Below are 22,688 nucleotides of genomic sequence, written 5' to 3'. Positions count from 1 at the left end.
ACCCAGGGGCGGCGTTCATGCGCGACTCGCCCTCGCGCGGCGGCTGTTGACAAGGGCGGCTCCCGCGAGCGAGATGACGCCACCGATGAGGCCGAGAAGGCTGGGAAGCTCCCGGAGGAAGACGAACGAGACGACGATCGTGATGAGCGGCAGGGCATACAGACCGGACGTCGACGCGGAGACATCAAGCCGGGCCAGGGCGTAGTTCCACAGGAGGTAGGCCACGGCGGCGGGGAAGATGCCGAGGTACACCATCATCAGGACGCTGCCGGTCGCGGCCGAAGCCAGCTGACGGGTGAGGTCGCCGGCGAACGGCAGCATCATCAGGGTGCCGGGGATGGTGACGTACACGTTGAGTTCCATGGCCCCATAGCGCTCCAGCAGCGGTTTGGACAGGACGAAGTACAGGCTTTCGGCGAGGGCAGCGGCGAGGACGTAGAGCGTTCCGGTGTTGATCTGGAGCCCGGTCTGATCGGCGAAGAGCATGACGACCGTGCCGGCGATGCCGACGCCGATGCCGATCCAGCCGACCACCGCCACGCGCTCCCTGAGGATCGCGGCGGCCAGCATGATGCTGAACACCGGTACCTGGCCGACCAGGAAGCTGGCTGTTCCCGGACTGACGGTCTGCTCGCCGAAGTTCACGCCCAGGTTGTAGACCACGATCAGCAGCAAGGCGCACAGCAGCAGCAAGGGCACGTCCCGGGCCGCGGGAAGCCGCAGCCGTTCGCGACGTATCCGTGCGGTCACCACCCATACGACCAGCAATCCGCACGAGGCGATGACGAAGCGGAAAAGGGCCATGGGGCCGGGGGTGAAGTCGTGCAGGGCGGAGCGGATGCCGACGAACGCGGACGCCCACAGGGTCAGCGCTCCGGCGAGGGCGAACCAGACCATCGAGGTCTTGGTACCGACGTCCGTGGGGGTCTGCTCGAGGGTCATGAGCGAGTCCTGTCTACAAGTATTCCGCCGAGGAGGGCGTGTGTGTTCTTCCGGCGCGTGCTCGGGTCCACCCCTCCACGCCGGTATCGGTCGAAGCTGAGCAGGTGGTCGGGGAGGTCCGCCGGCAGCCCCGCGGCGTCCACGGTGACCGGCAGCCAGCGGATCCGGCGGCCCGTTTCCCTGGTCACCCGGGTGAGCTGGTCGTAGGCGTCGGCGAGGGGGCAGGCGGACCAGTCGGACAGCGAGGGGGTGATCAGCAGCAGGGCGGTTCTGGCAGGCAGCGTGGCCTCCACCAAGCGCGCCGTGTCGTGCTCTCCGTAGGCGGTGCGCAGCCCCAACGTCGCCAGCTCGGAGGCCAGTTCCGCCGCGGCGCGGTCGTCGTCCGGCGCGTGCCAGATGTGGACGTCGGGGGGTTCGTGCCCGGCGAAGCCGTCGTTCAGCAACAGGCGTTCCTGCCGCAGCCGTTCGTCGTCGATGTGCTCGTCGACGACGGCGACCCGGTCAGCCGGACGCGTCGGCAGGTCCTCGCGGGAGAGCGCCCAGACCCCGACGGCAGCCGGGTCCCACTCGTGCAGGTTCGCGGGTACGGGACGGGCCATCCGGATGCCGCGGCGGGCGGGCGGGGCCGCGCCGGGGCACGCGCGCGCGATACGGCGCGCCAGGAGCGCGACGAGCAGGTCCCGGTCCGCTGCGCGTTCGGCGGCCACCCGCACCGTCAGTCCTTCACCCGGCGCGCGCGTCGCGGTGACCCGGACGGAGTGGTGGTCGTCCGTGAGGGCCGTGAGCTCGTGGCGCCCGGCGGCCCAGCGCCGGAACAGTGTGGTGTTCAGGACGTCGGACAGCACCTCGGCCGGACTGTGTGCCACGTCCTGCGCGTAGCGCAGTTCCTCGGCCGGCCCGGCGGGAGGCCCGGCCGACGGGGCGTCAGGTGCCTCCGGCATGGCGTCCACCACGCAGAGCCTCCCGGGATGCGTCGTGCCGCGGACCCAGGCCCGGCCACTGCGCACCAGCTGACAGCCGACCAGGCTCGCGGTCGTCCTTGCTGACGCATGACGGCTCCCGGCTACCGCGGGCGTCTCGCGCAGCAGTCGCTCGACGGTGGGCAACAGGCGCAGGTCATCTTCCGCTGCGGCCGCGGCATCCACGCACAGGTCGGCCAGTTGCCGGAGCCAGGGCGCGTCCAGGGCGGCCACCCGTGCTCCGTAGAGCGCGAGTTCGCCCGCATCGGCGCTCCGCACCAGCTCCGCCTCGGCCCAGCCCTCCGGCTTGTGCCGCTTCGGCAGCGCGGCACCCAGAGACCGGGTCGCTTCGGTCAGGGTCAGATGGCCGGCACCTGCCCGCCGGGCGTCGCGGAGCGCGTCGCGCACGGAGGCGGCCACCGGCAGCTCGCGCGGGGCGGCGGCGGTGGGGGCGAGCGGCCAGATACGGACTTCCTGCCCGTCCGCGTCGGTGCCCGCGAGAAGGGCGGCAGTCGGGGAGGCCTCGAGGCAGCCGGTCCACCCCGGGTAGGCATCCTCCCGCCGCCACAGCAGCCGGCCGGTGCGGGCGTCCCACACGCCGATGCTCTGGTCGTGCGAGAGCGTCGCGATGAGCTCGCCGTCGCTGCTCGCGGTGACCCGCGCGACGGCACCGCCGTGCCCGTCGATCAGCTCGCGGGGGCGCAGCGTCCGCGCGTCCCACAACCGCACCCGGCCGGCGGCGTTACCCGTGGCCAGGCCGCCACGCCACCAGCACACCGTCCAGACGCTTCCCGGGCCGGCCGGGACCGTGCGCACGGTCCAGTCGGTGGCATCCCAGACGGTGAGGTCCGCGCCGCGGCCCGTACCGGCCAGCGAGGCGCCGTCGGGCGACCACGCCAGGCTGAGGAACACGCCGTAGGGGCTGTGCAGGGGCGGGGCGGCCGGACGGCCGTACCGGTCGGTGACGACGATCCGCCGGTCGCCGCCGGCGGCTGCGAGCTGCCTGCCGTCCGGAGACCAGGCGACGGCGTTGACCCACCGCCGGTTGCGTTGCGGGGTGGCCTGGCGCTCGCCGGTGGAGCTGTCCCACACCACGGCCGTCCCGTCCTCCGCGCCGGAAGCCAGCAGGGTGTCGTCGGGGGTCCAGGACAGGGACCGCACCGCTCCGTCATGGCCGCGCAAGGTGAGCAGCAGGTCCGCGGTGCCGCCGCGGGGTCGCCACACCTTGATGAGGCCGTCGTTGCCTCCGGTGGCGAGGCGTTGTCCGTCGTGTGACCAGGAAAGGGCGCAGAGCCCGGCGGGGTGGGCGTGCCAGCCGGCTGCCGCCGGCGGGCACACCCCGGTCCTCTCGGTCATACACCGGCCCCGACGGGCTCCGGTGCGGGCAGTTCCAGGGCGGTGGTGGTCTTGCCTCCCCAGTCCACGGTGGTCCCGTCGACATCCACGTCGTAGAGGTAGCGGCCGAGCACGCTGTTGACGATCACGCCGCTGCGCCACGCCATTCCCGCGAAATTGGGGTCGATCCAGCCATGGGTGTGCAGGGACATGTTGTGGGCGAAGATCCGGTGGTCCGGCGGCCCGTCCCACTGCAGCGAGAAGTCCTCGTTGACGACGACCTGTCCGTCCTCGTCGCGGACGAGCCGGTCGGAGAGCTGGTCGAGGACCGCGGGGGTCTCGTGTGAGAAGCCGGTCGCCAGGATGACGATGTCGGCCTCGATCGCCTCGGTGCCCTGCGGGCCCTCCATCGTGAGCAGCCACCCCGAGGCCGCAGGGGAGACGCGGGTGAAGTGCCGGTCCACCAGCATCCGGTAGCCGAGCCGCCGGTCCTGGAGGAAGTCCGTCTCGTACAGCCGCCGGTAGATGGACTCCAGCAAGGGCTGCAGGATGGCGTCGCTGGAGAGCTTCTGCTGGGGCAGCAGGCGCTGTCGCTCGGTGCGGGACTGCGCGTGGAAGTACCGCGTATAGCCGGGTACGTACAGCTCGTTGGCGAACGGGGACTCGTCGAACGGGGCGAAGTTGCCGCGCCGGGTCACCCAGGTCACTTCGGACGGCAGCCGGGAGTCGTCGCCGATGAGGTCGTCGAAGATCTCCGCGCCGGTCTGCCCGCCGCCGATCACCGCGACGCGTTTGCCGGTGATGTCGAGGTCGCGCAGCAGGTACTCGCTGCCGTGGAAGACGGTGCTGCCGAGATGGGGGCGGGCGCCTTCGGGGACGAAGGGGGCGCGGCCGACACCGAGGATCACGTCCTTGGCACGGTAGGTACCCCGGTTGGTGCCGGCGACGAAGGCGCGTCCGTCGAAGTCCAGGGACCGCACATCGGTGCCGAAGCGGAGGGTGTCGAGGTTGGCGCAGATCCACTTGAAGTAGTCGTTGAACTCACGGCGTTTGACGTTCGGGTGGTCGGCCACGACGAACCGGTTCAGCCTGCGGCTGCGCGAGAGGTAGTTCAGGAACGAGTACTCGCTGGTCGGATCGGCCAGGGTCACGCAGTCCTTGAGGAAGGGCGACTGGAGCGTGGCATGCCGGAAGAGGAGACCGGGGTGCCAGTCGAAGGCCTCCTTGCGGTCGATGAAACGCGCCGTGAGGGCGTCCTTCGGCAGCAGTGCCGCGGTACTGAGGTTGAAGGGTCCGATTCCGATGCCGAGGACGTCGAGGTCTTCGGTGGAGCCGGCTCGGTGGGTGTGGTGCTCAGACACGGTCGCTCCTCAGGTGGCACACGGGTGCTATCTCATGGGCGGTGAAGGTCTTCTCCGGCTCCGCGGGCGCGGTGGCGGTGGCGGTGCGGCGGCCGTTCTCCCGGCCGAGGTCGGCGAGCCGGGGGCGTCCCGCCCGGCCGAGTGCCGTCCACAGGCGCTGGGCGACGACCGGCATGAAGGGCTCGGCGAGGAGAGCGAGACCGGTGAGCCAGGCCGTGCCACCGTCGGCCGGTGACGCCGCCAGCCAGTCGTCGAGGACCCGGACCGCGGCGGGCAGGGACACCGCCGCGCCGGGCCGCAGGCTCTCTCCCTGTTGGTGGACGGCCCGCACGATCCGTTCGGTGTCCTGCGCGGTGAGGACGCCGTCCGTGTCGCACGCCAGGCTCTCGGCGGCGGCGAACCGGGTGCGGACCCGGTTGACGCTGTCGACGAATGCGGCGATGGCGAAGTTGTCACTGCCGGCCGTGAGATCCACATGGCTGAGGTGGTAGCGCAGTTCGTCTGCGGTCGCCGACGTGCGGGAGAGGAGTTCGTGCAGCCAGATGCCGTGTTTGCGGCTGGTGGAGCACTTCTCGCCCTCGAAGTCGAGAAAGTAGTTCGTGACCATGTGGTCGAACGCCTTGAGCTCGCCGTGGGACGCGGCGATCGCGTGGCTGGCGGCGACTCCGCCGATGGCGTTGTCGATGCCGAACAGTCCGACGGTGATGACGCCGGAGTCGCGGTGGAAGGCGTTGAGCCCGGTGCCGTGGCGCCGGCGGTACACCTCTCCGCAGTAGAGGCTGAAACCGAAGTAGGGGTTGCTCAGTACGCCTTCGGGCCCGGCCAGCTCACTGGGGATGCCCCAGTCACCCGGCTGCGAAAGCCGCACCGCACCCTTGGTCTGCCGCAGGTAGGTGGCCGCGATGTCGGCGAAGTCGGCTGCCACGTCAGAGGCGTGGACAGCGTCGATGACGTCCTCGACGGACGGCGGGCTGAGGTACCAGCTGTCGAAGTCCTCCCACTCCAGAGGGCCTTCGTCCAGCCGCGAGTGCGGTTCGAGGATCTCGGCCGGCTGGTAGTGGTAGCCACAGGCCTCACAGGCGTTGCCGCCGCCGGGCGTATGGCACTGGGGGCAGGTGCCCTTCAGCCACACACCGATGACATGGCGTCCGGTGTCGCGGGAGCGGGGCGTGGGGTCCGGCACCTTCCTGGCGGTGCCGGCGTCGGCGAGCCGCTTCAGCAGCTCTTCGTGCACCCGTTGGTAGGGCTCGGCGTGGTCGTCGTCGAGGGGACTGATCCACTCGTCGAGTTCCACCCCGAGGCTGCGCAGGTCGTCCCCGATGAGCGCGTGGAAGCGCCAGCAGGTCTCCGCCGGTGTCCGGTCGGCGTCGAGCGCGTCGAGGAGGATCCAGTTCTCGTACGCGTCGCTGCCGCTCATCACCGACACCTGGTGGCCCTCGCGGCGCAGGTGGCGCGCGAGCACATCGGCACGGAGGTAGGCGCCGGCCGCATGCCCGATGTGCAGCCGCCCGTTGGGCGTCGGATGCATGGGCACGAGCAGATAGCGCTGTGGCTCCTGGGTTTCGCTGGTCATGTCACTCCTGGAATGGGGGGGGAGGGGCGGGAGGCTAGATGTGCGGCACGTAGGGGGTGAAGTCGACGAGAAGGACGGAGCGCTCACCGCGGCGTGCCGCGGAGCCACGGCGCACGGGGCTGACGTAGTGGCTGACCTGGGGGTCGTAGACGCCGTAGGAATCCAGAGGCCTGTCCAGGGTGAACTCGGCCTGGATCAGCTCCTTGCTGACTTCCTCGGGATGCAGGCCGGCGCACCGCGGGGGTGCGATCACGTTGACGCCGCCCGTGACGTTGTCCCGGCTGATCAGGTGGGCGAAGGTGAAGGGTTCGCCGTCCTGGTGCAGGACATTCGGTGAGGGCACGGCCTCCTCTTCGGAGCCGTCCACGGCGAGCTTGAGGAGGTGCACACCGACATGCACGAGCCCCTGGCGGAGCGGCTCCAGCTGGGTGGCTTCCCGGGCGTCGAAGAGAATGATCTGGCGGAGCAGCGCATTGGCCCGGGTCGCCGCCGAGAGTGCGGGGAAGCGGCGGCGCCGGCCGGGGTGTTCGGGGTTGTGGTCGCCCTGGTAGTACTCCGTGACCGGGCCCAGAACCGGGTCCTGGTGGGTGGGCAGCCAGGTGAGGGACTGCTCCCAGGGCACCAGCACCGCGCGTCCGTACCGGCGGTATCGGTGCGCCCTCTCGGCGTACGGGTCCGGGGGCAGCTCCGTGAAGGCGTCCCGGAGCTGGCCGAAGAGCGTGTCGGCGTCACGGTCGCCCAGCCCCTCCAGGAAGTCTTCGCAGTCGTAGCGCTCAAATCCTTTGGCCATGAGACGTGTTGTCGTTTCGACAGCTACGGTCGTCATGATTTCCTCCGTCTTCGCTATGGGAATTCCGCGCCGGGCCAGGACGAGGCCGGGCGGGGTTTTGGGTTCAACGGGGAGAAAGAAGGTGCCTGCCAATATTTGGAAACCGAGGATGTCTCGACTCGGATTTCCCGGAAACTTTCGGCGGCGGGGAAATTCGGTAGATCACTTGAATTTCCCTCTTGCATCTCACGGTAATTGAATGAGGATGCGATGTGCAAGGTGGCTGTTGAATTAATTTTCGAGCATTTCCGCCGGGATACCTCGCGTATGCCGGCGGGGGGCCCCGTGGACCGCGGCGTCACATCCGCCGCGGTCACACGAAGTCAGGCGTGCGTCGTCTCAGAGTATTTCGCAGAGCGCACGGGCGAGCGGCTTCGCCGAAGCGGGGTTCTGTCCGGTGAGCAGGGCGCGGTCGCGAACGAGGTGTTCCCCCCACGACGGGCCCGCGGAAAAGCGGGCGCCACGTTTGACCAGTCGGCCCTCAGCCGTCCAGGGAATCAGCTCCAGGAGCCCGAGGTCGGCTTCTTCCTCGTCGGTGAAGGCGGTCATTTCGTAACCGTTGAAAGGCCAGTCGCCGGTTGCGTCCAATGACGAAAGCAATGCCGCCGGACCGTGGCAGACCGCCGCGATGGGTTTTCCGGACTGATGGAACGCACTCAGTACGCGCCCGCAGTCAGGGTCGGCCCACAGATCTGCCAGGGGCCCGTATCCGCCGGGAATGAACACCGCATCGAACATCTCGACGTTGACGGCCCGCAGCGGCACCGGGGTGGTGAAGCGCGGGCGGAGCGTCTCGACGGCTTCGTGAAGTGCGGCGCAGCGATCGGCGGAGTACCCGGTCCCCTCAGGGGTGAGCCCCGCGGGGTCGGGGCCGGCCGGCGCGCCTTCGGGCGTGGCGATGACCGTGGTGATGCCGGCGGCCGCGAAAACGGCTTCAGGTTCGATGACCTCTTCCGGCCAGAATCCTGTCGTGTGACGGCTTCCGTCGGTGAGCGGGAGCTCGGTGGCAGCTGACAACAGCAGCAGGACAGATGGCATGGCCGTCCTCCTTTCTGATGGTGATGGGTGTGCGGCGGTCGCCGGCGACGCTCACCGGTCGCGGAGTGCGCTGCGCGCGACCGCTGTTCATCGCTCGTCCGCTTCTTCGGTGTAGAGACCGAGCTTGTCGAGCAGGGGGAACTCGTTGTACGAGAACAGCACCGCCTCGTCGGCACCGGGATTGGCGTGGCTGTGCCACGACCAGGAGGGCACGCAGAAGGTGTCGCCGGCGCTCCACGGATGGACCACGCCGTCGATCGTCACCAGACCGCTGCCGCGCGCGGCGACATAGACGACCGATCCCGTGTGCCGGTGGCTGCGGGTGTGTTCACCGGGCGCCAGCATCTGCAGTTTCGCGCCGAGGGTGTGGGTCACCGGGCCGCCGGTGACCGGATTCGTGTACTCCATGATGACGCCGTCGAACGGGGAGTGGGCCCCCGCTCGTGCCGCCGCGGCCAGCGCCTCGTAGCACTTGTCCCAGGGGTAGGAGTACAGCGGGGATGCCTCGCTGCGCCGGCGGGTGTCGGGCAACAGCAGGCCGCCGTAGCGCGCAAGGGTGTCCGTGCGCTCCTGCGTCCCGAGGTGGCTGCGCTGCGGATGAAGCTCGAAGAAGTTCGCACCGAGCGTGTTGACCAGCGGATCGTTGGTGCAGTCCTGCCAGATGACGAGACCGTCGTCGGAGTCGTTGCCGTGTTCGTGCCACAGCCGGCTCGGGGTGATCACCACATCGCCCGGGCCGACGGCCATGCGGTCACCGTCGACCGCCGTCCAGCCGCCCTCGCCCTCCATCACGAAGCGGATGGCGGAGGCCGCGTGCCGGTGGGCCGTCATCCTCTCGTGCGGTTTGAGCGTCTGGAGCCCCGAGTACAGGTGCCCCACCGCCGCCTCGTAGTCGGGGTGCCCGGGGTTGAGGTGGGTGATGACCCGGAGCGCGGCGTCCTCGCCCTTGACGAACTCGGCCGCTTCGACCGCGAAGGGGCGCAGCTCCGCGTAGCGCCACAAGGCAGGTACCGACCGGGGGTTGGGGGTCCAGGACTGGTTCTCGTTGGCGGCGCCCCAGCGCCCTACGGCGTGGTGGCGGCGCAGTCGGCCGGCGAAGGACTCGGGCTCGGTGCGGGCCTGTTGCTGGGGTGGTATCGCACCGAGGAGTGCCGGTTTCATCGGGTGCTCCCTTCTGGTGTACGCGGGACGGCGCAGCGCCGGGCGGCGGCGGTGAGTTCGGCCCACAGGGCGTGGATGTCGGCCTCGGTGGTGTGGATGTTCCCGATGGAGACGCGGATGGCGTACCCGGACGGCACCACGGTGTGCGAGACGAACGAGCACCCGGCCTCGTTGACGGCCCGGTGGATACGCCGGTTCAGTTCGTCGACGTCCCGCGGGTCCAGCTCCTGGTCGTGAGGTTGGTAGCGCAGGCACACCAACGGGAAGGGGGTGTCGTTCTCCACCACCCAGTCCGGGTCGGAGCGCGCCCTGTCACGCAGCCCTTCGGCGAGGGCCGCCGCGGCGCTGAGCCGGTCGGTGAGCCCCGAGACGCCGAAGGACTTGATCAGCCACCACAGCTTGAGCGCGCGGAACTGCCGGCCCAGCTGCAGTGAGTAGTTCATGAAGTCGACGCTGCCGTCCTCATGACGGGTGCGCAGGTATTCCGGTACGACGCGGAAGGTGTTGGTGAGCGCATCGCGGTGCCGGCAGAACAGGGCACTGGCTTCCATGGGGCACATCAGGACCTTGTGCGGATTGGCGACCAGCGAGTCCGCCCGCGACAGGTCGGGAAGCTGTGGGCCGACCTGCGGGGCCAGCCTCCAGAATCCGCCGTAGGCGGCGTCGACATGCAGCCAGGTGCCGTGCGCGGCACAGACCTCCGCGATGTCCTCGATCGGGTCGATCGCTCCGACGGAGGTCGTGCCGACGTTGGCGACCACGGCCATCGCGCGGTGGCCGAGCCGTTCATCCCGTTCCAGGCACTCCCTCAGGGCGTCCGGGTCGAGCCGGCCGTCAGGGTCGGCGGGGATACGCACCACGTTGTCGAGGCCGATACCGAGGGTGATGGCTGCCTTGTCGATGGAGCTGTGGGTCTGGTCGGAGGTGTAGATCCGCAACTGCGGCACGTCCCGGCCGGCGAGCCCCTGCTGCCTGATGTCCAGTCCGGCGAGGTGCTCCCGGGCCGCGGCGAGTCCGTACAGCGTGCCCAGGGACGCGCCGTCGACCAGCACCGAGTCCTGCGCCACGGTGTAACCGACCATCTGGGCGAGCCAGTCCAGGACGGTCAGTTCCACGGCTGCGGCGGCCGGTGCGGCGTCCCACAGCATCACGTTGACGTTCAGCGCAGCGGTGAACATCTCGGCCAGGATGGCCGGCCCGCTGGAGCTGTTGCTGAAGTACGCATGGAACCGCGGGTGGTTCCACAAGGTGAGGTTGGGACGCACGTCGTCCCAGGTCTGGCTCAGGATCTCGCTGAACGGCTGTGGGGCGTCCGGTAAGGGCTCGTCGAGCAGCGCACGGATCTCCTGTGCGGAGCGCTGGGTGGTGACGGGCTGGTTCCCCAGGGTCGAGAAGTGCTCGCGCAGTTGCGACAACAGGAGTTGGCCGTTCTTCTCCAGCTCTTCGGGGCTCCAGTCCCCGACGTTCTCACTCATGTGTGTCCTTAGGTCATACGCAATCAAGTCGACGGATCAGTGGTCGTGCTCGACCTCCACCTCCAGCTCGGTGGCGTAGCGGATGTGCCGCGGACGCGTGCAGTACTTGCGGTAGAGCGGCTCCGCCAGGCTCTCTTCGGAGGCGAGCAGGTCCTGGTGGTCCTCCTTGCTGCGCCAGGAGTACTGCCACGTCACCAGGTGCGGGTCGGCGTCGTCCTGGAGGAAGGTGGCGTGTCCGTTCCAGCCGGGGTGCGCATGGGCGTTGTCGCCGAGCGCGTCGTCCATGCGCTGCATGACAGTGGTCGCCTGGCCGGCGGCCTCGTCGTTCAGGTACCAGGTCTCGATCACGGTTATGGCCATGACAATCTCCTCTTCGTGTGTGTCGGTCAGGCGTTGGCGTTGAAGTAGTCCTGGAGCAGCGACTGGCCGCCCGGGACGAACTTCTCGCAGATGAGCTTGTGGTTCGCGCGGTTGTGGGACTGCGCGCGCCAGAGCTGGGTGGCCGCTCTCTCGACCTCCTCCGGTACCTGCCCGGAGCGGATCGCCCGCTTCAGGCTCGTCCGGATCGTGCGCATGAGGTCCAGCATCCGCTCGTGGTCGCTGTTGAACTTTCCGGAGAAACCGGGGTTCAGCCACGGCGGCTCCATCGACGGCCTGATAAGGCTTTCGTAGGCCGTCTCCGGGAAATCCGATGCGTAGCGCATGCAGGAGGTCGCGGCGCCGTAGAGCCTGCTCAGCTTGGTCAGCAGCGGGCTCACCGACCGCCAGTCCTCTTCTTCGATCGATTTCTCCAGGGACGCGAGATAGGTGTTCATCACTGTGAGATGCAGATGGAAGACGTGGTGCCCGAGCTTCCACCGGCGCACTGCCGTCTGCTGTTCGGTCGAGATATGCATTGCTGTCGTGCTCCCCCTTCGGTCGGTGAGGTCGGGAAACCGGTCCCTTTTCAGGTCGCCAGCTGTCGCAGCGTGTGCTGCAGGATGATGGCGAGACCGTCAAGAATCTGAGCCTGTTCGCTCTCTTCGAGGCTCGTCGCCGGAAGATCATCACTGACCTGTTCCGCAACGGAAAGCACGGTCTTCATCCACGTGTCCGGCGATATGTCACTCTGATGCTCAATGCGGAAATACGCGTCGTATTCGTCCGAATCGCTGAGCACTTTGACGTCACCGGGTGCCCGGCCGTCGCTGGGCAGGGTGATCGGGGCGATCAGGCGATAGTCGTCCACTGCGAGAGTCGCTTCACTCATGACGCTTCCCGTCGGTCGGCAGCTACTTCGGGTCAGAGTTGTGCTGTGTATCGGGCGTTTCCTTCACGAACCGCTGGTGCTGCTCCGGGAGGGCCTGCGGTGGGAGAACCACACCGCGGCGATCACGACCACACAGCCGACGAGTTGGCCGGCGGTGGGCGTCTCCCTGAGGATGATGAGGCCGAATCCGATGGCCATGACCGGCTGCAGCAGCAGCAGCGCGGCGGAGGTGTTCGGGGCGAGCCTGGGCGATCCGGTGCTGATCAGCAGCCAGGCCACGACCTGCCCGAGGAGGGCAAGGGCGATCACCCAACCCCATGACGTCGGCGACATCGACAGACTGACGCCGGTGGTGAACAGGCTGATGACGCCGGCGGTCACCGCGGCGGCACCGGTGGAAATACAGATCGGCGCCACCACGTGCGCCGGGCTGCGCTCGCCCGACACCCGGTTGAGGTACAGATACGCGGCGTAGGCGATGCCGGCGGCGACACCCAGCGCCGCACCGCGCACCGGGTTTCCGTCCCCCTTGCCGTGTTCCAGAGCGCCGCTGGACAGCGCGATTCCAGCCAACATCACAGGAATGGTGAACAGGAAACGACGAGAAATCGCTGTTCCGTCGATGAGCCGCGCCAGCAAAGGGAATGCGATGACTTGCACATTGATGAGCACCGTGGCGACCGCGGCACCCACGTCCAGGATACTCATGGTCCACATGACATAGTCCACACCCAGAAATACGCCCGCGACCACCGCATATCCCTGAAGCGGCCGCGCCAGACGCCCTTTACGCCGTACCTCATGAACAAGCAACGGCACAAGTACTGCGAGGGCGAGAGCGCAGCGAAGGAATGCCGCGGTCCCCGCGGTGACGTCGGCGAGCTTGACAAACATCGCCGAAGCCGACAGGCAGGCGGCACCGCTGATGACCAACACGACCGGGACGGCGGTGCTATGCCGCGGAGTCCGGTCGTTGTCATCGGCGGTTGTTACGGAGGGAGTTGAGGTCGCATCCACGAAGTCCACGATCCCAGCGTGAGCCCCGTAACACTATTCAAGATTCATTACCAAAAACCATTAGCCTGCCTTACATGATCACCTGGGAGAGGTTACGTGTCTTTGCCGCCGTCGCCCGGCTCGGCTCCGTGGGAGAGGCGGCCGCGGTGCTGCACATCACCGGCCCGGCAGTGTCCCAGCACCTGCGCAAACTTGAGAAGGAGGTCCAGTGCCGGCTCGTCGAACGAGACGGCCGCGGCATACGGCTGACCAGCGCCGGACACATCCTGGCGACGTCCGCACAGACCATGGTGACCACGCTCGATGACGCCGAGCGCGACCTCGCCAACCTGCACGGTCTCGTCGCCGGTCCGCTGCGCATAGGTGGCGTCGCCAGCGCCCTGCGCGCACTGGTCCCCCCGGTACTGAGCAGTCTGATCACCCGTCACCCGCGCCTCGAACCCTCGCTGCGCGACGGTGAGGCGGTCGACATGATCCCGATGCTGCAGGCACGCCAACTGGACGCGGTCGTCACCGAGAGCTGGACCCATCGCCCCGCGCACATGCCGCCGGGCATCCGGATAACCCGGCTGATCTACGAGGACGCCCAGTTGGCGGTTCCTGCGGGACACCCGCTCGCCGACCGGGAGTTCGTGGCGCTGAGCGATCTTCACGGGGAGTACTGGACCAGCTGCCCCGAGGGAAGCGACGCCCATGAAGCGCTGCTGCAACTGCTGCGAGCGCATGAGACGGACGCGGAGGTGCGCTACTGCGTGTCCGACTACTCCACACAACTCCATCTGGTGGCGGCCGGCCTCGCGGTGACCTTGGTACCGCGCATGGTGCGTGAATCCTCGCCCCCCGGCGTGTGCTTCGTTCCCTGCCGGCCGACCGTGACCCGCAGCGTGGTCGTGGCGACCGCCGCCGACGCCGAAACGCCGAGTGTGCGGGCCTTCATGGCGGAGATGATCCGGATTGCCTACCGGTCCGAGCCCAGCTGCCTGACTCCGCACGCTCCGCGGAAGAGCGCCTCGGACGAGCGGGCCCTCGCGGCAGAAGCGGGTCCGGCCACCGACGCGCCGCCGGATCCACCGGCGGGCACCGTGCACCCACCGCTCGGCACCGACCCCGCCCCGGCACCCTCACCTGAGGACTGACGACGGAAGAGGCGGTCATGTCCGGCTTCAGGCGCAGCTTTTCGATCATGTCGGCCTGGAGCCGGATCGCCGGGAGCGAGCTGACCCGCCGCCCCGTCCCGTCGCGGCGGGTGGCGACGGCCAGGGTGACCACGACGCACGCGCCGAGGACCGCCTGCGGCTCCGGACGGCTTCAGGCGGTGTGACCCGAGCACCCGGAGGGGCGGAATTCCATGGTCGGCTCGTCGGCGCGGCTCCTATGATGGCCAGCCCTGACCACTGGCGGCCACGGCCGCACTATCCGCGCGGCAGGGCAGTGAATGTCCGTCGACGCACCCCTAAATGACTGCTGATCACATACCGCACACCTTCCAGGTCGACCTCCGGGGCCTGGTGGATCTGCTCTCCCACCACCTCTACTCCAGCCCCCGGGTCTATCTGCGCGAACTGCTGCAGAACGCCGTGGACGCCGTCACCGCACGCCGCGCCGAGCAGCCCGACAGCCCTGCCCGGGTGCGGCTGCACGCGGACGCCGGGGGGCTGCGCGTGACGGACACCGGGATCGGGCTGACCGAGGCCGATGTGCACAGCCTGCTGGCCACCATCGGCCGCAGCTCCAAGCGCGACGGCCTGGAGTCGGCCCGCGCCGACTTTCTCGGTCAGTTCGGCATCGGTCTGCTGGCGTGTTTCGTCGTCGCGGAGGAAATACGCGTCGTCAGCCGCTCCGCGCGTGACCTCACCGCCCCGCCCGTCGAGTGGACGGCCCGCGACGACGGCTCGTACACCGTGCGTACGCTGCCCGGAGACGCCCACCCCGAGCCCGGCACCACCGTGCACCTCACGGCCCGGCCCGGCGCCGCCGAATGGCTCACCGAGGCCCGGGTACGGAGCCTGGCCAAGGACTTCGGGACGCTTCTGCCCTACGACGTACGGGTGGGGGAGGAGCCGGTCACCGACCGCCCGGCGGTCTGGGAGCGCGGCTACCCGAACCCCGCCGCACGCCGCGTCGCCCTCGCCCGCCACTGTCATGATCTCTTCGGTTTCACCCCGCTCGACTCCATCGACCTCGATGTGCCGGTCGCGGGCGTACGCGGTGTCGCCTACGTCCTGCCGTCCGCCGTCAGCCCCGCCCAGCGCGCCGGGCACCGGGTCCACCTCAAGGGCATGCTGCTGACCGAGCGGGCCGACGAACTGCTGCCCGACTGGGCGTTCTTCGTCCGCTGCGTCATCGACACCGACAGCCTGCGCCCCACCGCCTCCCGCGAGAGCCTGTACGCCGACGAGACCCTCGCCGCGGTCCGTGACGCGCTCGGTGCGCGCATCAAGGACTGGTTCACCGGACTCGCCGCCGGAGAGCCCGAGCGGCTCGCACAGTTCCTGTCCGTGCACCACCTGGGCGTGAAGTCGCTGGCCAGGCACGACCGGGACGTGCTGACCACCATGCTGCCCTGGCTGCCGTTCGAAACCACCGACGGGCAGCTGTCCTTGGAGGAGTTCGCCCGCCGGCATCCCGTCGTGCACTTCACACGGACCGTCGAGGAGTACCGGCAGGTCGCCGCGATCGCCGCCGCCCAGGGCATCGGCGTCGTCAACGGCGGCTACACCTACGACGCCGAACTCGTCGAGCTGCTGCCGTTGGTACGGGCCGGCACCGATGTCGCCGAACTCGACGCCGACACCGTCACCGCCCACCTCGACCCGGTCGACCCCGCCGAGGAACTGGCCCTGTCCGGATTCCTCGGCGCCGCCCGGAGCAAGCTCGACCCGCTCGGCTGCGACGTGGTGCTGCGCACCTTCCACCCGGTGTCCGTTCCGGCCCTCCACCTGGACGACCGCTCGGCCCGCCAGGAACGGGCCCGCGCAGAGGAAGAGGCGCAGGCGGACGAGCTGTGGGCCGGCATCCTCGGCAGCCTGCGCGGCAGCGCACCGCGCGCCCGGCTCGTCCTCAACCACCACAACCCGCTGGTCCGCCGGATCGCCCGGATCGGTGATCCGGAACTCGTCGGGACCGCCGCCGAGGCGCTGTACGGCCAGGCCCTGCTGATGGCCCCGCGCCCGCTGCGGCCCGCCGACTCGGCGCTGCTCAACCGTGCGTTCCTGGACCTGCTGCGCTGGGCCACGCACTCGGACGGCCAGGAGGAAAGCCGATGACGTACGAGAACAGCACACCGCACACCGTCGAGTCGATCCGCCGGGCCCTGTGGGAGAACGACGCCGAGCCCAAGGGGCCGGCCCGCACCCACCGTGCCGAGGAACTCGTCGCCCTCGCCGAGACGGCCGGCGACCGGCAACTGCTCCTCGACGCACTCCTGGACCTGATCAGCGCCTACCAGTTCAGCTCGGAGAGCGGCAAGACGCTGGTGCCGTTCTCCCGGCTGCTGCGCATGTGGGACGAGAACCCCGGGGATTTCAGCGGCCCGGCCCTCCACCGGCTCCACTGGCGATTCAAATGGATCATTTACAGCCTCACCGGTAATCCCGACATCCCGCTGGACGCCGTCCGCCGCTGGCTCCCGGACATGGAGCGCCACTACCGCGTCGCCGGATATTCCCTGCGTCCGGTGCGCGCCGCCGAGTTCTACCTCGCCCAGCACCGTGGAGACGACGCCCTGGCCGCCCGGCTGCTGGAGGAGTGGACCGGCGCCGACCGCGACCGGATGAGCGACTGCCTGGCCTGCGAACTCAACGAGCAGGGCGCATGGCACGCGGACCGTGAGGACGACGAGCGTGCCCTCACCACCTGGGCACCCGTACTGAAGGGGGAACAGTACTGTGCGGAGCAGCCGCACCTGATCCTCGCCCTGTCCCTGGTGCCGCTGCTGCGTCTCGGGCGGTTCGACGAGGCCCGCCGCAACCATCTGCGGGGCTATCGCCTGGCCCGTGGCAACGGCAGCCTCGTACCGGCCCTCGCCCGCCACATCGAATTCTGCGCACTGACCGGCAACGAGGCCCGTGGCCTGGAGATCCTCGCCGAGCATGCGGCGTATCTCGACAACGACGGGGAACCGCTCTCCCGGCTGGAGATACTGAGCGCGGCGGCCCTGCTGCTGCGCCGGCTGGTGGAGCTCGGCCACGCCGACCGCCCGGTGCCCCTGCCGGGTGGCGTCACCGTCACCGCGGAACAGCTCCTGGCCCGTACGCAGGAAGCCGCCGACGGACTGGCCCGCCGCTTCGACGAGCGCAACGGCACCGGCCGGGTCGGCACATGGGCGGCCGCGCGGATGGCCAGTACGCCGTTCACCGACCGGCTCCCCCTCGGTGTCCGCGGCGCCCGGCTCGCCGCCGGCTCCGTCGCCCGTCCGAAGCCCGCGCCGGAACCCGCTCCGGTGGCGGCCGAGTCCGGCTCCGAAGACCTCGCCGCGCTGCTGGCCGAGGCCCGGCGCCGCACCCTGGCCCAGCACCCGGACACACGCGCCGCCTGGCGGGCGGTGGCCAGAACCGCCGAACGGACCGGCACCGAACTGGACGCGTCCGCCCGCGCCGAGGTGACCTACCACGCCGCCGTCGACGCGCTCGACGACCCGGACACGGCCATCCCGCTGTTCCGCCGGGCCGCCGAGCAGTTCGAGGCCGCCGGTGACCCCGGCGAGGGCGCCGCCGGCCGGGTCCGGGCCGCCTACACCACGGCGGTCTCCGGCCGTACGGAGGAGGGCCTCGCCGAACTCGACGCGCTCTGCGGACAGTTGCGCACCCTGCACGCCGACGGCCGGGCCACCGCCCGCCAGCTGACCGGGGCGCTCCTGGCTCACGCCCGCGTCCGGCTGGGCACGCTCCCGTCGGCGCCGGACCCCGACGAGACCGCGGAAGCCCTCGTCGAGGAGCTCCGTGCGGTGCTCCGTCTCGCCGAGGAGCACCGCACCGAGGACCGGCGGATGCGCTCCCGCATCGCCGACACCTCCTGTCTGCTCGGCGGTCTGCTCGCCGGGCGCGGCGACGCCCCGCAGGCCGCGGAGCTGTTCGCCCGGGCGGTGGAGCTGTACCACGAGGCCGCCGCCCCCTGGTTCGCCGCGGAGGCCGAGGCCCGGCTCGCCGAACTCTCCCTCGCCCTGCGCCGTCCGCAACAGGCCGAGAAAGCCGCCCGCGCCGCCCTCGACCACGGCGCCGGGCTGTTCGAACCGCTCGGCTGCGCCCACCTCCACCTCATCCTCGCCGAGGCCCTGGCCGCCACCGGTCAGGACGACAACGAGGTGGCCGGCCATGCCCTCGAAGCCACGCACTGGGCCGACGAGGCGGCCGGAAGCGAAGGGCTCGCCGCCTGGGCGCGGCTGGTGCTCGGTGGCGCCCTGCTCCGCCTCCGGCGCTTCGACGAGGCGGCATCCGTCCTGGAGAGTGCGCTGCCGGACCTCCAGGAGCACCACCACGAAGGACAGGTCGTGCAAGCCCGCTGGTGGCTCGGCGAATGCCTGGACGCCCTCGGCGACCCCCGGCAGGCCAGTGAACAGTTCCTGCTCGCGGCCGACATCGCCAAGGGCTGGGACGGACAGCGCGACCACGCCGTCCTCGCCCACCTCGCCGGCGATGCCCTCAACGGCGCCGGGCTCAACGAGCAGGCCGCCGCTGCCTACGCCCGCGCCGAGGAACTCTGGCGCGCGCTCGGCCGGCCGCACCATGCGGCCCGCGCCGTGCGGGCCCAAGCCTGGCTCGCGCTGCGTGACACGGGTCGCGGCCTCCCGGCCGCCCGCGATCTGATGGCCACCGCCGAGCAGTTGCTCACCGAGGCCGTCGCCGAAGCGGCGGACGACGACAGCCACGCCCTGCTGCGGACCGAACTCGCCGGCACCTACCGCCAGACCGGCGAACTGCTGGTCCGTGGCTGCGCGTCCGAGCCCGGCGACGAGGACGACGACGGCACGGCACGGCGCGCCTACGAGGAAGCCCTCGGCTACGCGGAGAAGGCGATCGCTCTCCTGGCCTCGCTCGACCAGACCGCTCGCCACGACCGCACCGGCGCCCAGCTGATGGCCGCCTGGCTGGAGGCCGACCTGGGCCGCGGCTCCGCCGCCGAGACCCGCGCCCGTGCCGTCCTGGACGACTACGGCGACGAGGCCGGCAGCGAGCCCGACGCCACCGCGGAGCGCCGCCGGGCCGAGGCGCGGGCCCTGCTCGACTACATCGGGTAGGCCGGGATCCGTACGCGCCTGCGGAAACGACGGTGCGGGGGAGTGCGCGCGACATGCCCACCGCGCCGCTCACGGGGCGCGCCGCAGATTCCGACCGGCGCGCTGCAACACGGTGCCGGGGCCGGCCGGCCGTTCAGGTGCCTCAGGTATCCGGCGGCGGAGGGGTATTCGGGGATTCCCATGCTTCCCTCCGCCGCGGTGAGGCGGCTCGCGTCCGGCTGAGGGCGCCGGCATCAGGTCAGCTGCCGGCTCTGAGGGCGTCCAGGTGCCGTCGCAGTACCTGTCGGAGCAGCTTCGGCGGATAGCGGTCCGGCAGCAGCGTTGCCTGGAGCGTGAGTCCGTCGAGGAGGGCGGCCAGCCGTGTGCTTTCCAGTGCGACGTCCATGCCGCCCGGCAGCCCGCCGGCGGACTGGGCCTCGTGCAGTACGCGCGACATCAGGGTGTGCAGGTCGGCCTGCATCTCGGCGGCACAGGGCCGCAGTTCGGGGCGGGTGTGTGCGGCGGCGGTGAAGGCGAGCCAGAGTGCCGCCTCCTGGCGGCGGGCCTCGTCCAGGGGGAGAAGCTCGGCCAGGAGCTCCTCTGTCTCGGCCCGGCGGTCGGTGTGGCCGTCGGGAGCCAGCAGTCGCTCGGCGTGGGGGCGGATGCGGTCGCCGATGCGCCGGCTCAGCTCCCGCATGGTGAAGGTCATCAACTCGTCGTGATCGGCGAAGTAGTGGCGGATCGAGCCGATGGCGAGTCCGGCTTCCTCGGCGACGTTGCGCAGCGACGCATGCTCCAGCCCCTGCCGGGCGGCGACGGACAGGACGGCCTGCGCCACCGCCCTGCGGCGGGCAACGGGATCAACGATCTTCGGCACATTGCCTTTATAGCACGACCGGGCTAACATTTTTTTAGCTCAATCGTGCTATCAAGATGGGTGGTATCTGCGTGAACCCCTGGCTGCTCGCCGCGATCATCGCGGTGGTCGTGATCGCGGTCGTGATCAAGCGGATGATCGGCGAACCGGTCAACGCAAGGGACCTCTTCGTGGCCCCGGCGATCCTGACCGGCATCGGCATCCTGTCCCTCATGAAGAGGACGGATCTGACCGGCACCGACCTCACCTGGGTCATCGCGGGCGCCGTCTTCGGCGCGGGCCTCGGCGCACTCCGCGGCGCCACCGTTCAACTCGTCGACAAGGGAGGTGTCCTGTGGCAGCGGTACACCGGCCGCACCTTCCTCGCCGTGATCGGCACCCTGGCGCTCACGGCCGGCTTCGGTGTCCTGGCGGTGAGGATGGGCATGCACGAGCACGCACGTCCAGTCCAGCTCTCCATCGGAGTGAGCTTCCTCGGCGAATCCCTGATGGTCAGCCGTCGCGCCATGGCGTCGGGGATCCCCTTCGCCCCGGCGCGCACTCGCTGACGGCAGGCCATGGGCGGAGCGAACCCCGTTGACCTGAAGCGCAGTTGAGGTTCTAGCGTGCTCTCCAGCTGACCACCCTCTGACGGCAGGAGAAGGTACCCGTGATCCTCGTGACAGGAGCCACCGGAAATATTGGACGCGTTCTGCTGAAGGAGCTGCGCGCATGCGGTGCCGGGCCGGTGCGAGGTCTTACCCGGGACGCCGCACGGGTCACCTTCCCCGAAGGGGTCGAAGCCGTTGAGGGGGATCTCGGGCGGGTGGAGACCCTCAACTCAGCGCTTGACGGCGTGCGTTCACTGTTTCTGGTGCAGGGCATGGGGGCAGAGGGTGAGGTTCTTGAGGCTGCCCGGCAAGCAGGTGTGGAGCATGTGGTCCTCGTGTCGTCGATCACGGTGCAGACCCATCCGCACCTGCCCGCCGCCATGGAGAATGCGGCCGTCGAGCAGTTGCTGAAGGACTCCGGTATGGCCTGGACGATCCTGCGGCCGACACAGTTCGCTTCCAACACCTTGTGGTGGGCGACATCGATCCGCGAGCACTCGACGGTCCATGTGCCGTACGCGGATCTGGGACTGCCCACCATCCATCCCGCGGACATCGCGGCGGTGGCCCGAGCGGCGCTCGTCGAGCCGGGCCACCGAGGGCGGACGTACCCGCTGACCGGACCGGAACGCGTCACGGCACGGCAGCAGGTGGCGGCCCTGGCCGCAGCTCTGGGGCAGGAGCTGTCCTTGGTCGAGATCAGCCGGGAGCGGGCCCACCGGCAGATGGCTTCCCTGATGGGGGACGAGACCGCGAGCGCGGTGCTCGACCTCATGGGCGGGGACCTCAACGAGGAACTGCTGAAGGTGCGCGACACCGTCCCGCAGCTCACCGGCCGCCCCGCCACCCCCTTCCGGCAATGGGCCGCGGAGCACGCCGCCGCCTTCCGCTGAACGCCCCGCCCCGAGGGGGAGGGGCGAGCCGGCGGACGGTCACCGCTTGGTGATGTCGGCGCTGACGATCGCGCCGTCGGACACCGTGTAGGTCCCTTGGTACACCCGGACCGAGCCGTCGGTCTGGGTCGCCCGGAGGACGGCGCCGACCTGCCCGGAGCTGCCGTCGTTCACCGCGCTGAGCTCGATGTGCACCGTGGTGTCGAAGCCCGAGACCCACTTCGAGTACGAGCTGCCGCCGATGTTCTTGCCGCCGAGGTCCCAGGCCGCCGAGAAGTCCCCGGCGTTGATGTCCCGGTAGTACTCCTCCACGATGGCGCTCGCGTTGTCGGGGGACGGTGAGAGGTCCGACGGGGTGGGGGACTCCAGGTCGGTCGGCGGCATGGTCTCGGGGTAGGTCGGCGCCGGGGAGCCGATGTCGGTGGGCGGCATGGAGCCGATGGCCGGGTCAGGAGTCGGGGTGGCCGACGAGATGACGTCGACCGCCCCGTCGTCCGAGGAGCCGGTGGACGAGGTGAGAACCACGGCGGTCACCCCGCCCACCACGATCAGACCGGCCATCAGCCACAGCAGCCACAGCGGGAGGATGGTGGGCCCCACACGGACGTAGCCGTGCCCGGTGGCCCCGGCGGGCCGGCCGGTGGCGGCGGACACCCCGCCCTCGCGCGGCATGCCGCAGCTCGGACAGGATGTCGCCGCGGCATCCTCATGGAGCGCGCCGCAGTGCAGGCAGGACGGCATGGTCATCTCCCCCCGATGTCCCTCGTGTTCATGGACCCGGCCTTCGCGCCGGCCCCGGCTACAGCCCGTGGATTGCCTGTTCGATCGCCACTGCCAGGGTGGTCAGGGCGGTGAACCCCGGCACCGCGCCCACGAGCGCCCTGGCGAACACCTTCAGCTTGCCCTTGCGCGGTGCCTCCGCGGAGGCCTCCTCGCGCGCGTCCTCGGCGGCCTCGATCAGATCGTCCCGTTCGGGGTGATCGGACTGGCCGAGCTCGTCGATCAGCCGGGAGAGCAGGGCGTCGAGGTCCTGGGGCGACGGCTGCTGCCCGTCGCCGTACTGGGTCAGCCCGCTGTCCCGGACCTCCGCCTTGGAGTTCCTGCCGCTGGCCACGGCGTTGCCGACGACATTCGAGCCGCCGGTGGCAATGATCCCGTCGTTCCTGCGCATGCGG

20 protein-coding genes are annotated in these 22,688 nt (G+C 70.0%); 5 read left to right on the top strand and 15 right to left on the bottom strand.

All coding sequences use genetic code 11. The annotated features are described in order from the left end of the window. Positions 1-15: 15 nt before the first annotated feature. The 12 genes from SLV14N_RS09115 to SLV14N_RS09060 all read right to left on the bottom strand — a co-directional run bounded on the left by SLV14N_RS09115 (position 16) and on the right by SLV14N_RS09060 (position 12,948). Positions 16-942, bottom strand: coding sequence for a DMT family transporter (locus SLV14N_RS09115; RefSeq protein WP_263268971.1), 927 nt, complete (start codon positions 940-942; stop codon positions 16-18). After that, on the bottom strand, positions 939-3,257 hold the full coding sequence (locus tag SLV14N_RS09110) for a WD40 repeat domain-containing protein (protein WP_263268970.1): 2,319 nt from the start codon (positions 3,255-3,257) through the stop codon (positions 939-941). The genes SLV14N_RS09115 and SLV14N_RS09110 overlap by 4 nt, the downstream gene beginning before the upstream one ends. Next, positions 3,254-4,597 carry a lysine N(6)-hydroxylase/L-ornithine N(5)-oxygenase family protein gene (locus SLV14N_RS09105; protein WP_263268969.1) on the bottom strand — a complete coding sequence of 448 codons (1,344 nt, stop codon included), beginning with the start codon at positions 4,595-4,597 and terminating at the stop codon, positions 3,254-3,256. The genes SLV14N_RS09110 and SLV14N_RS09105 overlap by 4 nt, the downstream gene beginning before the upstream one ends. Further along, the gene (locus SLV14N_RS09100; RefSeq protein WP_208680490.1) at positions 4,590-6,170 is read right to left on the bottom strand and encodes a class I tRNA ligase family protein; all 1,581 of its coding nucleotides are present in this window, start codon (positions 6,168-6,170) and stop codon (positions 4,590-4,592) included. The genes SLV14N_RS09105 and SLV14N_RS09100 overlap by 8 nt, the downstream gene beginning before the upstream one ends. 34 nt (positions 6,171-6,204) lie before the next feature. Beyond that, the gene (locus SLV14N_RS09095) at positions 6,205-6,960 is read right to left on the bottom strand and encodes a 2OG-Fe dioxygenase family protein (protein ID WP_263268968.1); all 756 of its coding nucleotides are present in this window, start codon (positions 6,958-6,960) and stop codon (positions 6,205-6,207) included. Between the two features lie 378 nt (positions 6,961-7,338). Then, positions 7,339-8,037: a type 1 glutamine amidotransferase domain-containing protein gene (locus tag SLV14N_RS09090; RefSeq protein ID WP_208680488.1), complete on the bottom strand. Its 699-nt coding sequence runs from the start codon at positions 8,035-8,037 to the stop codon at positions 7,339-7,341. An 87-nt stretch (positions 8,038-8,124) separates the two neighbouring features. After that, entirely contained in the window at positions 8,125-9,198 is a 1,074-nt protein-coding gene (locus SLV14N_RS09085) for a cupin domain-containing protein (protein ID WP_208680487.1), read from the bottom strand. Further along, the gene (locus tag SLV14N_RS09080; RefSeq protein WP_208680486.1) at positions 9,195-10,673 is read right to left on the bottom strand and encodes an aminotransferase class I/II-fold pyridoxal phosphate-dependent enzyme; all 1,479 of its coding nucleotides are present in this window, start codon (positions 10,671-10,673) and stop codon (positions 9,195-9,197) included. The genes SLV14N_RS09085 and SLV14N_RS09080 overlap by 4 nt, the downstream gene beginning before the upstream one ends. Positions 10,674-10,709: 36 nt before the next feature. Beyond that, positions 10,710-11,033 (bottom strand): hypothetical protein, encoded by a 324-nt coding sequence (locus SLV14N_RS09075; RefSeq protein WP_221174685.1) that lies wholly within the window; start codon positions 11,031-11,033, stop codon positions 10,710-10,712. 26 nt (positions 11,034-11,059) lie between these two features. Further along, positions 11,060-11,569, bottom strand: coding sequence for a hypothetical protein (locus SLV14N_RS09070; RefSeq protein WP_208680485.1), 510 nt, complete (start codon positions 11,567-11,569; stop codon positions 11,060-11,062). Positions 11,570-11,619: 50 nt separating this feature from the next. Further along, a complete protein-coding gene (locus SLV14N_RS09065; protein ID WP_208680484.1) occupies positions 11,620-11,922 on the bottom strand; it encodes a hypothetical protein in 303 nt (100 codons plus the stop codon). Positions 11,923-11,985: 63 nt separating this feature from the next. After that, the gene (locus SLV14N_RS09060) at positions 11,986-12,948 is read right to left on the bottom strand and encodes a DMT family transporter (RefSeq protein ID WP_263268967.1); all 963 of its coding nucleotides are present in this window, start codon (positions 12,946-12,948) and stop codon (positions 11,986-11,988) included. 65 nt (positions 12,949-13,013) lie between these two features. On the opposite strand from SLV14N_RS09060, the gene SLV14N_RS09055 reads away from it, so the two are divergent. The 3 genes from SLV14N_RS09055 (at position 13,014) to SLV14N_RS09045 (ending at position 19,174) form a co-directional block, all read left to right on the top strand. After that, a complete protein-coding gene (locus tag SLV14N_RS09055) occupies positions 13,014-14,075 on the top strand; it encodes a LysR family transcriptional regulator (protein WP_263268966.1) in 1,062 nt (353 codons plus the stop codon). Between the two features lie 321 nt (positions 14,076-14,396). Next, a complete protein-coding gene (locus SLV14N_RS09050; protein ID WP_263268965.1) occupies positions 14,397-16,205 on the top strand; it encodes an HSP90 family protein in 1,809 nt (602 codons plus the stop codon). After that, a complete protein-coding gene (locus tag SLV14N_RS09045) occupies positions 16,202-19,174 on the top strand; it encodes a tetratricopeptide repeat protein (protein ID WP_263268964.1) in 2,973 nt (990 codons plus the stop codon). The genes SLV14N_RS09050 and SLV14N_RS09045 overlap by 4 nt, the downstream gene beginning before the upstream one ends. A gap of 238 nt (positions 19,175-19,412) precedes the next feature. Here SLV14N_RS09045 and SLV14N_RS09040 read toward each other — a convergent pair whose 3' ends face one another. Then, the gene (locus SLV14N_RS09040; protein ID WP_259670195.1) at positions 19,413-20,030 is read right to left on the bottom strand and encodes a TetR/AcrR family transcriptional regulator; all 618 of its coding nucleotides are present in this window, start codon (positions 20,028-20,030) and stop codon (positions 19,413-19,415) included. Between the two features lie 56 nt (positions 20,031-20,086). Between SLV14N_RS09040 and SLV14N_RS09035 the strand changes: the two genes are divergently transcribed. Together SLV14N_RS09035 and SLV14N_RS09030 are read left to right on the top strand one after the other, a co-directional pair. After that, positions 20,087-20,578 (top strand): DUF1453 domain-containing protein, encoded by a 492-nt coding sequence (locus SLV14N_RS09035; RefSeq protein WP_259670194.1) that lies wholly within the window; start codon positions 20,087-20,089, stop codon positions 20,576-20,578. A 101-nt stretch (positions 20,579-20,679) separates the two neighbouring features. Beyond that, positions 20,680-21,513 (top strand): SDR family oxidoreductase, encoded by an 834-nt coding sequence (locus SLV14N_RS09030; RefSeq protein WP_263268963.1) that lies wholly within the window; start codon positions 20,680-20,682, stop codon positions 21,511-21,513. A 39-nt stretch (positions 21,514-21,552) separates the two neighbouring features. Here the strand turns inward: SLV14N_RS09030 and SLV14N_RS09025 are convergent, their stop codons facing one another. Together SLV14N_RS09025 and SLV14N_RS09020 are read right to left on the bottom strand one after the other, a co-directional pair. Then, positions 21,553-22,254, bottom strand: a complete 702-nt coding sequence (locus SLV14N_RS09025) for a hypothetical protein (RefSeq protein WP_263268962.1) — start codon at positions 22,252-22,254, stop codon at positions 21,553-21,555. A gap of 58 nt (positions 22,255-22,312) precedes the next feature. Next, positions 22,313-22,684, bottom strand: coding sequence for a hypothetical protein (locus SLV14N_RS09020; RefSeq protein WP_208680478.1), 372 nt, complete (start codon positions 22,682-22,684; stop codon positions 22,313-22,315). Positions 22,685-22,688: the final 4 nt, after the last annotated feature.

It is taken from the genome of Streptomyces sp. Je 1-4 4N24 (genome assembly GCF_026239515.1).
Classification (GTDB): Bacteria; Actinomycetota; Actinomycetes; order Streptomycetales; family Streptomycetaceae; genus Streptomyces; species Streptomyces nigrescens.
The sequence above is the reverse complement of the archived record's forward strand: the minus strand, read 5'-3'. Positions and strand labels throughout refer to the sequence as shown.

What these genes read in the sequence shown, in the direction of transcription:
- SLV14N_RS09115 (WP_263268971.1), bottom strand. Translation starts at nt 942, where the DNA reads ATGACCCTCGAGCAGACCCCCACGGACGTCGGTACCAAGACCTCGATG.
- SLV14N_RS09090 (WP_208680488.1), bottom strand. Translation starts at nt 8,037, where the DNA reads ATGCCATCTGTCCTGCTGCTGTTGTCAGCTGCCACCGAGCTCCCGCTC.
- SLV14N_RS09035 (WP_259670194.1), top strand. Translation starts at nt 20,087, where the DNA reads ATGGGTGGTATCTGCGTGAACCCCTGGCTGCTCGCCGCGATCATCGCG.
- SLV14N_RS09065 (WP_208680484.1), bottom strand. Translation starts at nt 11,922, where the DNA reads ATGAGTGAAGCGACTCTCGCAGTGGACGACTATCGCCTGATCGCCCCG.
- SLV14N_RS09050 (WP_263268965.1), top strand. Translation starts at nt 14,397, where the DNA reads ATGACTGCTGATCACATACCGCACACCTTCCAGGTCGACCTCCGGGGC.
- SLV14N_RS09095 (WP_263268968.1), bottom strand. Translation starts at nt 6,960, where the DNA reads ATGGCCAAAGGATTTGAGCGCTACGACTGCGAAGACTTCCTGGAGGGG.
- SLV14N_RS09100 (WP_208680490.1), bottom strand. Translation starts at nt 6,170, where the DNA reads ATGACCAGCGAAACCCAGGAGCCACAGCGCTATCTGCTCGTGCCCATG.
- SLV14N_RS09025 (WP_263268962.1), bottom strand. Translation starts at nt 22,254, where the DNA reads ATGCCGTCCTGCCTGCACTGCGGCGCGCTCCATGAGGATGCCGCGGCG.
- SLV14N_RS09020 (WP_208680478.1), bottom strand. Translation starts at nt 22,684, where the DNA reads ATGCGCAGGAACGACGGGATCATTGCCACCGGCGGCTCGAATGTCGTC.
- SLV14N_RS09080 (WP_208680486.1), bottom strand. Translation starts at nt 10,673, where the DNA reads ATGAGTGAGAACGTCGGGGACTGGAGCCCCGAAGAGCTGGAGAAGAAC.
- SLV14N_RS09085 (WP_208680487.1), bottom strand. Translation starts at nt 9,198, where the DNA reads ATGAAACCGGCACTCCTCGGTGCGATACCACCCCAGCAACAGGCCCGC.
- SLV14N_RS09075 (WP_221174685.1), bottom strand. Translation starts at nt 11,033, where the DNA reads ATGGCCATAACCGTGATCGAGACCTGGTACCTGAACGACGAGGCCGCC.
- SLV14N_RS09110 (WP_263268970.1), bottom strand. Translation starts at nt 3,257, where the DNA reads ATGACCGAGAGGACCGGGGTGTGCCCGCCGGCGGCAGCCGGCTGGCAC.
- SLV14N_RS09045 (WP_263268964.1), top strand. Translation starts at nt 16,202, where the DNA reads ATGACGTACGAGAACAGCACACCGCACACCGTCGAGTCGATCCGCCGG.
- SLV14N_RS09055 (WP_263268966.1), top strand. Translation starts at nt 13,014, where the DNA reads ATGATCACCTGGGAGAGGTTACGTGTCTTTGCCGCCGTCGCCCGGCTC.
- SLV14N_RS09070 (WP_208680485.1), bottom strand. Translation starts at nt 11,569, where the DNA reads ATGCATATCTCGACCGAACAGCAGACGGCAGTGCGCCGGTGGAAGCTC.